The 13838-nt window shown below is 47.7% G+C and carries 13 protein-coding genes; 8 read left to right on the forward strand and 5 right to left on the reverse strand.

The genetic code is table 11. The annotated features are described in order from the left end of the window. The first annotated feature begins 298 nt into the window (after positions 1 to 298). The 3 genes from QZ176_RS01055 to QZ176_RS01065 all read left to right on the forward strand — a co-directional run bounded on the left by QZ176_RS01055 (position 299) and on the right by QZ176_RS01065 (position 6392). Complete coding sequence (locus tag QZ176_RS01055) at positions 299 to 2800, forward strand: TonB-dependent siderophore receptor (RefSeq protein WP_295150479.1); 2502 nt, start codon at positions 299 to 301, stop codon at positions 2798 to 2800. 400 nt (positions 2801 to 3200) lie between these two features. Next, positions 3201 to 5090: an SbmA/BacA-like family transporter gene (locus QZ176_RS01060; protein WP_295150482.1), complete on the forward strand. Its 1890-nt coding sequence runs from the start codon at positions 3201 to 3203 to the stop codon at positions 5088 to 5090. Between the two features lie 813 nt (positions 5091 to 5903). Next, positions 5904 to 6392, forward strand: a complete 489-nt coding sequence (locus QZ176_RS01065; protein WP_295150485.1) for a chemotaxis protein — start codon at positions 5904 to 5906, stop codon at positions 6390 to 6392. A gap of 12 nt (positions 6393 to 6404) precedes the next feature. On the opposite strand, the gene prfA is transcribed toward QZ176_RS01065, so the two are convergent. Both prfA and rpsT read right to left on the reverse strand, forming a co-directional pair. Continuing rightward, positions 6405 to 7472: a peptide chain release factor 1 gene (gene prfA, locus QZ176_RS01070; RefSeq protein WP_295150488.1), complete on the reverse strand. Its 1068-nt coding sequence runs from the start codon at positions 7470 to 7472 to the stop codon at positions 6405 to 6407. 24 nt (positions 7473 to 7496) lie between these two features. Then, the gene (gene rpsT, locus QZ176_RS01075; protein ID WP_291938896.1) at positions 7497 to 7769 is read right to left on the reverse strand and encodes a 30S ribosomal protein S20; all 273 of its coding nucleotides are present in this window, start codon (positions 7767 to 7769) and stop codon (positions 7497 to 7499) included. Positions 7770 to 7921: 152 nt separating this feature from the next. Here rpsT and glmM point away from each other — a divergent pair, with 152 nt between their 5' ends. The 5 genes from glmM (at position 7922) to nhaA (ending at position 11879) form a co-directional block, all read left to right on the forward strand. After that, positions 7922 to 9262 (forward strand): phosphoglucosamine mutase, encoded by a 1341-nt coding sequence (glmM, locus tag QZ176_RS01080; protein ID WP_295150492.1) that lies wholly within the window; start codon positions 7922 to 7924, stop codon positions 9260 to 9262. Positions 9263 to 9360: 98 nt separating this feature from the next. Continuing rightward, on the forward strand, positions 9361 to 9822 hold the full coding sequence (lspA, locus tag QZ176_RS01085) for a signal peptidase II (RefSeq protein WP_295150494.1): 462 nt from the start codon (positions 9361 to 9363) through the stop codon (positions 9820 to 9822). Then, positions 9809 to 10201 (forward strand): NINE protein, encoded by a 393-nt coding sequence (locus QZ176_RS01090; RefSeq protein WP_005872930.1) that lies wholly within the window; start codon positions 9809 to 9811, stop codon positions 10199 to 10201. The genes lspA and QZ176_RS01090 overlap by 14 nt, the downstream gene beginning before the upstream one ends. Positions 10202 to 10210: 9 nt before the next feature. Continuing rightward, positions 10211 to 10651 carry a CopD family protein gene (locus QZ176_RS01095; protein ID WP_295150499.1) on the forward strand — a complete coding sequence of 147 codons (441 nt, stop codon included), beginning with the start codon at positions 10211 to 10213 and terminating at the stop codon, positions 10649 to 10651. Positions 10652 to 10715: 64 nt separating this feature from the next. After that, on the forward strand, positions 10716 to 11879 hold the full coding sequence (gene nhaA, locus QZ176_RS01100; RefSeq protein WP_295150501.1) for a Na+/H+ antiporter NhaA: 1164 nt from the start codon (positions 10716 to 10718) through the stop codon (positions 11877 to 11879). 130 nt (positions 11880 to 12009) lie between these two features. On the opposite strand, the gene QZ176_RS01105 is transcribed toward nhaA, so the two are convergent. From QZ176_RS01105 to ruvC, 3 genes are read right to left on the reverse strand one after another with little or no spacing between them, the layout of a single operon-like run. Then, entirely contained in the window at positions 12010 to 12537 is a 528-nt protein-coding gene (locus QZ176_RS01105) for an isochorismatase family cysteine hydrolase (RefSeq protein WP_295150504.1), read from the reverse strand. After that, on the reverse strand, positions 12537 to 13343 hold the full coding sequence (locus tag QZ176_RS01110; RefSeq protein WP_295150507.1) for a nitrilase-related carbon-nitrogen hydrolase: 807 nt from the start codon (positions 13341 to 13343) through the stop codon (positions 12537 to 12539). The genes QZ176_RS01105 and QZ176_RS01110 overlap by 1 nt, the downstream gene beginning before the upstream one ends. 10 nt (positions 13344 to 13353) lie before the next feature. Next, positions 13354 to 13833: a crossover junction endodeoxyribonuclease RuvC gene (gene ruvC, locus QZ176_RS01115; protein ID WP_295150510.1), complete on the reverse strand. Its 480-nt coding sequence runs from the start codon at positions 13831 to 13833 to the stop codon at positions 13354 to 13356. Positions 13834 to 13838 lie beyond the last annotated feature (5 nt).

Below are 13838 nucleotides of genomic sequence, written 5' to 3' on the forward strand. Positions count from 1 at the left end.
TCGCAAGACCAAACGCCGATAAACGCTAAATTCCGTCGCTTACGTTATTTTAAAGCGGCGGAATTTTAGAATTTTAAATTTTTCAATCCTTCGTTTTTCAAATTCATATACTTTTTAAAATTCATAGAAATTTTGCTTAAAAATTCGTCAATAGATCTTATTAAATTCCGTTAAATTAGTAATTGCATATAAAATTTTATGATTTAGTTTATTAAAAATTTTATTATTATTTAAGAGGGATTGTAAGATAATCCCGCCAGTAAATTGATATGGATTATAAAATCTAAAAAGGATTTTTATGAAAAAGGGTAAAATTTTACTTTCTTTTGCGCTACTTTGCTCGCCGTTTTGGCTTACTGCGGCGCAAAATAGCGGCGCTTCTCAAAACTCGTCCGCCGCAAGCTCTGCCTCTAAAATTTCGTCGTCGCAAAGCTCGCGTGCAGCCGCCGCATCGCAGAGTTCCATGCTGCCTGCTTCAAATTTAGCCTCTAATAGTGCGGTGACGCAAAGCTCTGCGCAAAAGCCTGAAAGCCCTACCACTGCAAATTCCGCGCCGCAGGGCAACGCCGTCGTAAGTTCCGCTACTAAAGGCATTGCACAAAATTCCGCGCCGCAAAGCGGTAGCACGGTAAATTCTACTCAGCAGAGCTCAGATAGCGATAACCTTGGCACCATAGACGTTATTGGCAAAGCCGATCTGTCCACTACCGAGGGCACGGGCTCTTATACGACGGGCAATATGAGCACCGCGACGGGGCTAAATTTAAGCATAAGAGAGACGCCGCAGTCCATAAGCGTCATCTCCAATCAGCTTTTAAAAGATCTGAACTTACACAACGCCGAAGAGGCTCTTTCAAAATACGCCACAGGCATTTCGCTAAATAATGACGCAGGCGGCAATCGCATCGTCTCCCGCGGCTTTTATGTCGATAATATCCAAGAAGACGGCATCGCAAGCTCGGTTTCTAGCTCCGTGTTCGGGCCTCTTGGCTCATCGAAGGAGTTTACCGATTTAGAATTCTACGATCGCGTCGAGGTTCTGCGCGGCGTAGCGGGCCTTACGCAAAGCAACGGCGAGCCCGGCGGCACGATAAATTTAATCCGAAAGCGCCCGAGCGATCAGTTCGGCTTTAACGCAAGTCTAAGCGGCGGTAGCTGGGATAATTATCGTGGTATGATCGACGTAACGGACGCGGTAAATCAAAGCGGTACGGCACGCGCGCGGTTGATCGGAATTTTAAGTAAAACGGGCTCGTTTAAGGACTATCCGCGCAACGGCTATCGCGAAGGCGTCGGCGTTTCGACGGAATTTGACGTGGCCGATAAGACCCTTCTTAGCGCGGGATTTTTGTGGCAAAAAACCGTCGGCGTATATGATATTTACGGCGTGCCCGTCTTGGATAATCAAAAAAATTTATTAAATTTACCGCGCAGAAGCTACTTCGGCTCGGACTGGGATGAGAGCGAATATAAAAAATTTAACGTCTACAGCGAGCTCTCGCACGAATTTAGCGATGATCTGAAAGCCTATGCGAGGCTCAATTATACCGATAGCGACAGCATGTTAAAATTCGGAGCGCTCGGCGGGACAGATCCTTACAACGGCACTACGTCGCATACGGTGCGATATAGAATTTACGATAACGACTCCAAAGAGATCGGGTTTCAAACGGGGCTAGACGGCAAATTCGAAGCATTCGGACAGAAGCACGACTTTTTCTTAAACGGCTCGCTTAGCAACGAAAAGCTTAATTGGCGCGAGACTAGGACGAGAGATTCGTCTCTGGCGTCGCTGGGGATGAATATTTATAACTGGGACCGCTCAAGGATTGCCCAGCCCGATTGGAGCAGTGCCGCTACGTTTAAAGACCGAAGCTCCACTACTATAAAGCAGCGCGCGATCTCGCTCGGGACTAGATTAAACTTAACCGACGATTTTCACTTTTTGCTCGGCGGGCGCTTTTCGAAGGTAACTTACAGCAGGTATTATTATAATATTTTGCGCGGTACGGCTTCGCATAGCGCAAGCCCGAGCAAATCGGATTTCACGCCGTATGCGGGGGTAGTCTGGGACTTTGCGGATAATTTTTCGTGGTACGCAAGCTATGCTGAAATCTTTAAGCCGCAAGCCGCGCGCGATAAAGACGGTAAAATTTTAGATCCCGTCGTCGGTTATAATTTAGAAACCGGCGTGAAGGGAGAATTTTTTGATGGCGCGCTTAATACGAATGTCGCGCTATTTCAGATCATTCAGAAAAATAGGGCGATGAGCGATCCTCTTAATACGAACTACTCCATCGCCGAGGGCAAGGTGCGAAGCCGCGGCGTGGATGCCGAGCTGCAGGGCTCGCTTACTGAGAATTGGAAATTATTCGCAGGATATACTTTCAACCGCAGCGTCTATTTAAAGACGGAAAGAGCTTCCGCAGCGGTCGATTATAGCAAGGGCGCAAACGCCAAACGCTACATTCCGAAGCATCTGTTTAAGCTCTATACGAACTATGAAATTCCGCTCGGCGAAAATCGTAAGATCGCCCTGGGTACGGGCGTACGTTATCAGAGCAAAACCGCTTCGATATATCGCGAAAACGTTGTGTACTACGCCGCGCCGCAGAAGGCTTACACGCTGTGGGACGCAAATGTCGGCTATCATTTTGACAAGCACTTTAGCGTAAATTTTGCGGTCAAAAACATCACGGATAAGAAGTATTTTCAAAATACGCAAAATCGCGTCGCGGGGATGAATAATTACTACGGCGAGCCACGGAATTTTATGCTGACGCTTAATTATACGTATTGAGCGCGGATAAAATTTGCGCTTATGCGAACTTGGATAAACTCCTCGCACGCGGCCTTGGATAAACTCCGCGCTTTATAAGGGCGCGGATGAGGCGGGCGCAGAGGCGAGAGGCTAAGCTTTGTCGCAAGTAGCGCGTGGCGAGACGAGAAAAATTTGAACGAAGCCGCGGGATCAAAATTTAACTTGCGATTTGGTTGATTAGCGATTGATTAGTGCGGGCGATCGCAGGCGATGCGGGCAGGGGCGATAAATTTAATCTCGCGATTTAATCCCGCGAAATTCCAAGCGAATTAAACGCGCAGACTTGCGAGCATAAATCCGCTCGCGAGTCTGCGGGATCAAATTTAATCCCGCGATCTCGCTGTAACCGGCGCTAAATTTTAAAATTTAAAGAGAAAATTTGAAAACACTAAAGCAATTTTTTGAAATTCTACGTCCGCACTGGTTCGGCAAGGGCGCGGCGAAGCTGTGGGCACTGCTGCTGCTCGCGCTTGGTTTTAGCCTCGCTATCATCAAGATTAGCGTGCTGATGAACGCGTGGGACAAGCGCTTTTACGACGCGCTAAGCGAGCTTAAAGGCGAGCTCATTCCCGCGCTCGTGGGCGAGTTTTTGCTCTACACGGCGCTCATCGTGCTTTTCATCGTCTGCGGTAGCTGGCTTCGCAAACTACTCGTAATCGTCTGGCGCGAGCGGCTAAGCGCGATGATGGAGCGCAAATGGCTACATAACGCAAACTTCTACCGCACGAGCCTTGATGGAAATTTTAGCGCCAGGGGCGGATCAAATTTAGAAAAATCAAGCGACGCGAATTTAAACGAGCGCGCAGAGTGTTCCGCAGCCGAGGCAGACAGCGCGGCTTTACATAAAGACTCAAAGGGGCTTGAAATTTTACCGAGCGCGGCGAAGCAAAATACAGCAGAGCAAAGCGGCGCAAGCGAGAAAAAAATTTCATCTAAAACTCGCGCAGATCGTGAAATTTCAAAAACGATCGCAAAGCTAGACAACCCCGATCAGCGTATCGCCGAGGACAGCCTACTGCTCGTGCAAAAAAGCGTCGATCTCGTAAAATCGCTCGTCTATAATCTCGCCAAGCTCATCGCCTTCGTCGCGATCTTGTGGCAGGTCTCGAAGGTGCTGAAATTTGAAATTTTCGGCATGCGCTTTGAGATCGAGGGCTTTTTGCTCTACGTCGCGCTCCTTTATACGCTGCTTTGCTCGCTGATTACGCATCTCATCGGACGCAGGCTTAGGGGGCTAAATTTTGCTAAGCAGCGCGCTGAAGCCGATTACCGCTCGGATCTGCTGCTCGTGCGCGAAAACGCAGAAGCCGTAGCCTTTATGCGCGGAGAGGATGCCGAGCGCGGCCGCTTCCGCGCGAGCTTCAGCAAGATCATGAGAAATTGGCGCAGCATTATGAATACGGAATTTCGCCTCGAATGCTTTTCGGCAAGCTACCTAAAAATCACGAATTTAATCCCGATCTTTGCCTGCTTGCCGCTGTATTTGTCGCGTGCGATGAGCTTCGGCGATATGATGCAGGCGCGCTCGGCGTTTTACAGCGTACAGGACGGATTTGCGTGGTTTATGGACTATTATAAGCAGATCATGGAGTGGGCGGCGAGCGTGCAGAGGATCTATGAGTTCATCGCGCGCATGGATGGCGAGAGTGCAAATCTGCGTGCTTGCGTCAAACAAAGCGACGAAAATTCTGCACGTTGCGAGGGCTTGTCGGTCTTCACGCCTGCGGGCGAGCCGCTGATCGAGGATCTACGCTTCGAGCTTGCACCTGCGCAGTTTATAATACTACGAGGCAAGAGCGGCGCGGGCAAAAGCACGGCTCTGCGCTACGTCGCGGGTCTTTGGAGATACGGTCGCGGGGAGATTAGCCTGCCGCGCACGGGCGTGATGTTTATCCCACAAAAGCCCTATCTAGCGCCGCTTAGCCTAAAAGAGCTTATCGCTTATCCACAGCCGCCGTGCGCAGACGACGCGGAATTTTTAGAAATTTTACGCAGCGTAGGGCTTGAGAAATTTGCTCGCATGCTAAACTCGCGCGCCGATTACGTTAAAATTTTAAGCGGCGGGGAGGCGCAGCGGCTTAGTTTCGCACGTATTCATTACCACAAACCGACCTTCGTTTTTGCCGATGAGATCACGTCCGCGCTTGATCTCGTCTCGGCGCGCGAGCTGCTACTGGGTCTGCGCGCGGATCTGCCTAGCCTCGGCATGCTAGCAATCGTGCATCAAGCGGGGCTTGAGGACATATTCGAGCGGACGATAGAGCTTTAAATTTTATCGTTTAAATTTCTCGCCGCAGGAATTTCGCCTTTAAATTCATATCTTTTTAAATCCAGATTTATTAAAATTACTCATTTATATTAAGCGGCGATAAAATTTAGCCTAGACGCTAAGTGCTCGCATACATGGGCATCAGCACCCACGCGGCTAGGCACTTGCACGCAGTCGGTGGCATAGCGCCGCCATAGGTAAGTATTTGCGGCGCAACGAGTAGCTCGGAAGTCGGTCGGCAGTGCGCGATCGCGGTTCTGTACGGAAATTTAAGCTGATAAAATTTAAACGCGAGATAGTCTGCTCAATACGGGGCGTCGCGATAAAATTTTAAGCTACGCGGCGATCTGTAACGTAGCAGTGCGCCAAATGAGAAGGCTACGTCAGCGGCGCAGATGGCACGCCGTAGTCGAGAAGCGGAACGACAATACGTACCTACTCGGCGCCGTATGACATAACCTTCGCTTGGGCAAATCATCATCGTAACGGCGCTACGATCGAAGCGAACAACGCTGCCGCGACGACGGATCGGCAGCACAAAGCGGCGCGGCGTGATTACGGCGACGACAGCATAAAATGCCGCAATATGGCAACCGCGATTGACAGGATGCGTATGTAGGGAAAGCGCAGTGCAAGTAGCGCAAACGCGCGATACGATGATGGCGACGGAGCGTATAAGTGAAGCAGCAGTGCGGGCGGCGCAATAACGCCGAGGCAATACGATAGCGGCGACCGACGAGACGTAGCGCCGCCGTAGCGTTCGCGGGCGCTACGCCTAAGCCGCCAAATTTTAAAACTAAGCAAGGAGATTTGATGCTTAAGGCGGGGATTGTTTATAAATTTGCGCTCATCGTGCTGCTAGCTTGCGCGCTTTGCATTTTGGGCTTTTCGGGCGCTTGCTTTGCGCGCGGCGAATACGACGAGGCGTGGATAAGTCTGCATAAGATCGCGGGATTGGGTCTGCTTTGCGTCGCGATTTTGCATCTAATCATGAGGCGAAAGAAGCTCGTAAAGCTCTGGGGCGAGTTTTTGGACGTGATCTTAAAGCGCAAAAATCCCGGCTTTTGTAATATGGATCGCATAATCGGCGCGATCGAGCGCTATAATATCAGAGAAATCGCTGGTAAAATGGGCTTTGAGTCGGACGAGCTCGCTGAGATTTTGAAATCAAACGGCATCAAGCTTGTAAGCGCAGATCAAGGTCTGCGCGAGCTTGCGAAGTTTAACGACGAAAAAATTTTCTTCATCTTGGTGCTTTTGATCGAGGCAAAATTCGGCAAAGCGGGCGGATGTAAGGTCTAAATTTTAAAAGGCTCAATAGCCCGCGTTTGCGATCGCCTCGGCTTGAGAGTGCGCTATGAGCGGATCGATGATCTCGTCGAACAAACCGCCCGCCATGATCGCGTCTAGGCGGTAAAGCGTTAAATTTATGCGGTGGTCGCTGATGCGGTTTTGCGGATAGTTGTAGGTACGAATTCGCCCCGAGCGGTCGCCGGTGCCCACCTGATCCTTGCGATCTTTGCGCTCTTTTTCTAAGCGCTCCTGCTCCTGCATATCGTAAAGGCGCGCCTTCAGCACCTTCATCGCCGCCTCTTTGTTTTTGTGCTGATCCTTGCCGTCTTGGTTGGTGACGACTAAACCGGTCGGGATGTGAGTGATGCGAACGGCGCTATCGGTGGTATTTACGGACTGCCCGCCGTGGCCAGAGCTACGCATAACGTCGATGCGAAGGTCGTTTGGATTGATCTGTATCTCGCTATCCTCGATCTCCGGCATGACGGCGACGGTGATTGCGGAGGTATGCACCCTGCCCTGACTCTCCGTTTCTGGGACGCGCTGCACGCGGTGGGTGCCGCCTTCAAATTTCAGCCGCGAATACGCTCCGGCGCCCTTTACGAGCAAGATTGCTTCTTTATAACCGCCGACGCTGCCTTCGCTAGTGCTTACGATCTCGCATTTATATCCGCGAAGATCGGCGTAGCGTAGATACGCGCCGAGTAGGTCGCCCGCAAACAGCGCCGCTTCGTCGCCGCCTGTACCGGCGCGGATCTCTAAAAAGATATTCTTATCGTCGTTGGGATCTTTCGGAAGCAGTAAAATTTTGATTTTTTCTTCGAGCTGCGGTTTTTCGCTCTCTAAGTTTTTAAGCTCCTCTTTGGCTAGTTCGCCGAGATCGGCATCGCTTAGCAGGGCTTTGTTTTCTTCGATCTGATTTAAAATTTTAAGATACTCGCTAGCCGCCTCTTTGATCGGCTCGATACTGCGCTGCTCCTTAGATAGCGCTGTCATATTAGCGATATCTGCGGTGACTGCGGGATCGCTAAGCATGCGCGAAAGCTCGTCGTAGCGATCCAAAAAAGGCTTTAGTTTATCGGCTAGCATTTAAATTTTATGCGTAAGGGGCGCTTACGCGGCGGTTTTTAAAGAATTTACAAGTTTGGCTAGGCGGCTTACTTTTCTGCTCGCGGTCTGTTTTTTCAAAAAGCCCCTGCTTACGAAGCTGTGAAAGCTTTCATTAGCCGTTTTTAGAGCCTGAGTTGCTGCGTCTAGATCCTTGCTCTCGACCGCCTCTCTTACGGCTTTTGTGATATTTTTTACTCTGGTGCGATAAAATCTATTTCGCTCCGTTCTTTTTATGGTTTGTCTCGCGCGTTTTTCGGCGGATTTGTGATTTGCCATAACGTTCCTTTTCGGTTAAATTTGAACCTGCGATTATACGTAAAAAATATTTAATCGACGCTTAATTTAAGTAAAATTTAAATATAGTTTAAATTTATTAAGATTAAACTTTTTCTGGTAAAATTTCATGATTTTTATACAAGGATTTGATAATGAAACTTTTCGGGACGGACGGCGTACGAGGCAAAGCGGGAGAATTTTTGACCGCCGAGCTTGCGATGCGCGTAGCGATGGCAGCGGGAATTTATTTTAGGAAAAATTCCGTTACGAATATGATTTTAGTCGGCAAAGATACCCGCAGAAGCGGCTATATGATAGAAACAGCGATCGTTGCGGGTCTTACCTCGGTGGGCTACAACGTCCGCCAGATCGGACCGATGCCTACTCCTGCGATCGCATTTCTCACCGAGGACATGCGCTGCGACGCGGGCATCATGATAAGCGCGAGCCACAATCCATACTATGACAACGGCATTAAATTTTTCAACAGCGAGGGCTTCAAACTCGACGAAAAAGAGGAAGCGCAGATCGAAAAAATTTATTTCAGCGACGAACTCATCGCCGAGGCGCGTACAAAAATGATGCAAATAGGCGCTGCAAAGCGCGTAGACGACGTCATCGGCAGATACATCGTGCATATTAAAAATTCCTTCCCGAAGCAAAAGACGCTACACGGGCTTCGCGTGGTGCTTGATTGCGCAAACGGAGCAAGCTACAGGGTCGCGCCTACCGTATTTAATGAACTGGGAGCCGAAACTATCGTCATCGGCGACGAGCCTAACGGCAAAAATATAAATGATGCTTGCGGCGCACTAAGCCCGCAAAATTTAGCCTCGGAGGTCAAAAGATTACGCGCCGATGTCGGCTTTGCCTTCGACGGGGATGCCGATAGGCTCGTAGTCGTGGACGAAAACGGCGAGATCATCCACGGCGACGCGCTGCTTGGAATTTTAGCAGTCTATTTGAAAGGAAAAAATCGCTTAGCAGGCAATAAAATGGTAGCCACAGTGATGAGTAATTCTGCGCTGGAGGATTTTTTAGCTAAACACGACATCGCGCTTCATCGCTGCAATGTAGGCGATAAATTTGTACTTGAGACGATGCACGAACTAGGCGCAAATTTTGGCGGCGAGCAGAGCGGGCACGTGATCTTCGGCGATTACGCCAAAACGGGCGACGGCATCGCAAGCGCGCTGCAATTCGCCGCCTGCATGCTGGATATGAAAAAGAAGGCAAGCGAATTTTCGGGGATGATTAAGCCGTATCCTCAAATTTTACGAAATTTAAAGATCGCGGATAAAAAGCCGCTTGAGAAATTAAAAGGGCTAAAGGAGCTTGAAGCAAGCCTCAAAGCCGACAAAATCCGCTCGCTCTTTCGCTACTCCGGCACCGAAAACGTTATCCGCCTCTTAATCGAGGGCAAAAACGAAAAACTGCTGCAAAAGCGAATGGACGAGGTCGAGAAATTTTTTACCAAAGCCCTAAATGAATAGCGATTTTATAAAATTTTACAGCGCGGCAAGTTACCCGCTCCACACGAAAAGCACAGGCAAAAAACGCAGGCTTTATATATTTAAATTTGGATTGCAAGATGGCTAAGACCTGTATTAAATTTATCCTGCTTTTTGTGGTGATCTTCGCGATCGATCAAGCGATCAAGCTCACATTTTTAAACGGCTTTTCGTGGCAGGGGGAGTTTTTTTCGCTAGAGCTTACGCTTAACCGCGGCGTTGCGTTTTCGATGTTTGCGTTTTTGGGCGAAAATTTAAAATTTATCCAGATTGCGCTGATCTCAGCGCTTGCAGCGTATGTATTTTGTCATAAAAAGCTCTTTTGCGAGCACTGGATGCCGTTTGCGCTGATGCTCGCGGGAGGCTGTTCGAACCTGCTCGATCGCTTTATTCGCGGCGGCGTTGTGGATTATGTCGCGTGGCATAAATGGTTTGAGTTTGCGGTATTTAATTTTGCCGACGTGATGATAGATCTGGCCGTAGTGATTTTTATTTTTCAGGGCTTACGCGCCGCAAAAAAGGAGAAAAATGAAGAGAAATAATTACATCGCTTACGCGCTTTGGTTTTTAGGTGCGTTTTCGTGGATCGCAGCTATGCCGATCGGCGGCGGACTGCATAGAATTTATTGCGGCAAATTTATCAGCGGATTTGCTCAAATCGCGCTATTTTGGCTGGGAAGTTTTACGCTGTGGTTTTTAGTGGGCTTTTTGTTTTGGGCGATTTGGGGAATTTGGATTTTGCTAGATATATTTTTCGTAGGAATTTGGGTAGAAGATTTAAATGCTTTTGCAAGCGAGACTGAGGAAGACGACTACGAAGGACGTCTAAAAAAAGTCGATGCGCTCTTTGAGCTGTATCAAAAAGGCGCGATTTCTAAAGAAGAATTCGAGGCGCGAAAAGAAATTTTAATAAGAGATTAAGGAGAAAAAATGAGTTACTATTGGTTTAAATTTGTCCATTTTGCGGGCTTTATTTCATGGATGGCGATGCTGTTTTACATGCCGCGCCTGTATGTTTATCATGCTGAAAATTTAGACAAGCCGGATTTCGTAAAGGTCGTTAAAAAGATGGAGCGGATGCTGTATCACGCGATTGGCTGGATAGCGATGGCAGTGACGGTTTTTAGCGGCGTGATGCTTATCATTTTAAATCCGGGGCTTATGAAAATGGGGTATTTTCATATAAAATTACTAGCCGGAGTTTTGCTAATCTGTTATCATTTGTGGCTGTATTATTATATGTATAAATTTGAAAAAAACCAGTGTCACAGGAGCGGAAAATACTTCCGTGCGATCAACGAAGGCCCTACGATCATAATGTTTATAATACTTTATGCAATGCTAATAATGCCGAATTTACCGAGCAACTAGCCCGTTTTGATAAAAATTTAATTAAAATTTGCATAAAATTAGAGCAAAATTTTAAAGGAAGCATGTGCAACATATCATTAAGAAAATTTTATCAAGCGAAAGTAGCGCCGGCGTCATATTACTTCTATCCGCGGTTTTTGCGATCATAGCTCAAAACGTAGAATTTTTATCAAAGTATTACGAAGCGTTTTTACATCTAAGCTTCACCATAGGCGTGGGTTCTGCGAAGCTCGACGAATCGATGCATTTTTTGGTAAACGATGTGCTTATGGCGATATTCTTCTTTGCCATCGGACTTGAGCTCAAGCGCGAAAAAATCGAAGGACAGCTGCGCCATTTCTCTCAAATTTTACTTCCTAGCTTCGCAGCTCTGGGCGGAGTAATGATGCCCGCAATTATATTTTCGATCATCAACTGGGGCGATGCCGTCGCGATGAAGGGCTGGGCGATCCCAACGGCGACAGATATAGCCTTTGCTGTGGGCGTGATGGCGCTTTTAGGTAAAAAAATCCCGGCTAGCCTTAAAATTTTTGTCCTAACGCTTGCGATAATGGACGATCTGTGTGCAATTTTAATCATCGCTTTGTTTTATTCCTCTACCATAAACGCAATCTATCTAGGCGGTGCAGCTGCCTGTGTCGCAATAATGCTAGCGATGAGCAGACTTGGCGTCGATAAAAAGCTTCCGTTTATCATCGTGGCTGTCGTGCTGTGGGTGATGGTACTAAACTCCGGTATCCACGCGACTATCGCAGGAGTGCTTGCGGGCTTTTGTATCCCGCTTAAGACCCGCTCGGGCTCTATGCTAAAGGATATGGAGCACGGCCTAGCCTACCCCGTAAATTTCTTCATCTTGCCGATCTTTGCCTTTACAAACGCAGGCGTCTCACTAGCGGGCATCAGTCCTAGTTTTCTTTTCGGTCCGGTGCCGATGGGCATCATGCTCGGACTATTTTTTGGTAAACAGATCGGAATTTTTGCTTTCAGCTGGATCTTAATCAAAGCTAAAATTGCTTACATGCCGGAAAATGCGGGCTGGCCGCAGCTTTACGCAGTAGCAATTATCTGTGGTATCGGCTTTACGATGGCGCTTTTCGTCGATGGCCTGGCATACGGCGGCAGCAATATGTATCATTACACGGACAAGCTTGCGGTATTTTTAGGCTCGATAATTTCCGGGGTAGTGGGATTTTTCGTCGCAAAAGCAGTCGCGGTAAAACAAAGCTAAATTCCATAAAAAGATTAAAATTTTAAAATTATACGAGCAACACAAAATTCCAAAATTCTAAGAGCGGCTCTAAATTTTAAATTATACGCTACAAAATTTAGCTTAAAATTCTGTTTGATCCAAGCGCAGCTTAAATCACCAAAATTCCCGCATTTTGCATTAAGTTTAGCGCACATTCGTCGTAGTAGCCGCGCTCATGATTCGGCGCGTCGTACGTAGCTACCGCACCTCGCGGAACGATGACGTCCTTATCAGCGCCAATTTCATTGAGATAGGTGCGCAAGCTAAGCGCAAACTGCATCACGCAGATATCGGTGCAACAGCCCGTAATCACAAAGCGATCAAAGCCGTCCAGAATTTTCTTATCCAAATTATGAAAGCCGTTCGTGCTGCGCTTGAAAGTGACGTTTTGCTCGCTTACGTAGGGCGCAAGCTCCTCGATCACCTCCGCTTCTGGCGAGCCAACTAGACAGTGAACCGGGTAGCGCTTCATCTCCAAATCCCGCTCGGCGTGAGTGTCGCAGATGAAATGCACGTTTTTAGCCGCTTCTATCTGTTTAAGCACCGCAGGAGCGATCTTTGCTATGCTAGGATCGGCCATCGCGCCGAATTTTACGAAGCCGTTTAGCATATCGATCACAAATACCAAAGTTTTCATCAAAACTCCTTATAAATTTCAGGTTTCATATCTTTTAAAAGATCCATTTTAGCGCGAAATTTTAAAATTTCGCCTAAGTTTACATCCACGACTTTCACGGCCTCTTTTTTGCCTAAGCGTGCGATGATCTCACCGTTTGGACCAATCAGCATGGAATTTCCGCCGAAACTCTCGCCCTGCCCCGTATCGCCGCAGCCGTTTACCGCACAAATAAAAATTTGATTTTCGATCGCGCGGGCCTTAGCAAGCGTAATAAAATGCTCTATACGGCTCTGTGCAAACTGCGCGATTACAAAAACTATCTGCGCGCCGCGAAGCGCTAAGGCGCGAAAAATTTCACAAAAGCGTAGATCGTAGCAGATCGCGACGCCGATTTTGACCGCGCGATTTTGAAATTTTATATCGCAAATGCCTAGCTTATCACCGCCGCTTACGATCTCATTTTCTCGAACGGGTGAGAAGGCGTGGATCTTGTCGTAGCGTAAAATTTCGGCTCCGTTTTGATAGGTGAAAGCGGAATTGTAAATTTTATCTTGCCTAGAATTTATCGCTCCGCCAATCAAAACAGCGCCACAGTTTTGCGAAATTTCGCTTAAAAATCCCTTCGTTCGCGCAGCTTCCGCGTCGGCTAAGCGCTTGAAATTTTGTACGCAAAAGCCCGTATTAAAGGCCTCGGGTAGGACCGCTACGTCCGCGCCTCTTTTTAACGCACGATCTATAAGCTCGCGCGCGCGGATAAAATTTTGCTCACAATCTGCAAAATTTTGAGCTACTTTCACATCCATTTGCAAAATAGCGATTTTCATATAAACCCTCCTATTTAGGCGCTAAGCGCATAACATTTGCATGCGTAAGCGCTATAGCTATGGCATCGGTAATGTCAAGCGGCTTAATATCCTTATTAATCCCCAATATCCGCTTCACCATGAACGCAACCTGCTCCTTCGCCGCCTTTGCCTTGCCCGTGACGGATTTTTTTACTTGAAGCGGCGTATATTCGGCAAAATTCCCAAAAATTTGTAAAATTTTAAGGGCCAACGCGCCGCGAAACTGAGCGAGCTTTAAAACAGACTGCGGATTATAGGCGTAAAACATTGATTCTATCGCGACCTCATCGATCTTATGAGCGCTAAAAATTTGATCGATCGCCTCGCTCATCTGCGTCATTTGAAATTGCACGTTTTCGGCCTTCATTTTCACTAATCCCGCCTCTATAAGGGTGATTTTATTCACATCTTTTTCCAAAATCGCATAGCCTAAATTTCTAGTTCCGGGATCGATTCCTAAAATTTTCATAACCT

This window comes from uncultured Campylobacter sp., assembly GCF_905373215.1.
In the GTDB taxonomy this organism is placed as follows: Bacteria; Campylobacterota; Campylobacteria; order Campylobacterales; family Campylobacteraceae; genus Campylobacter_B.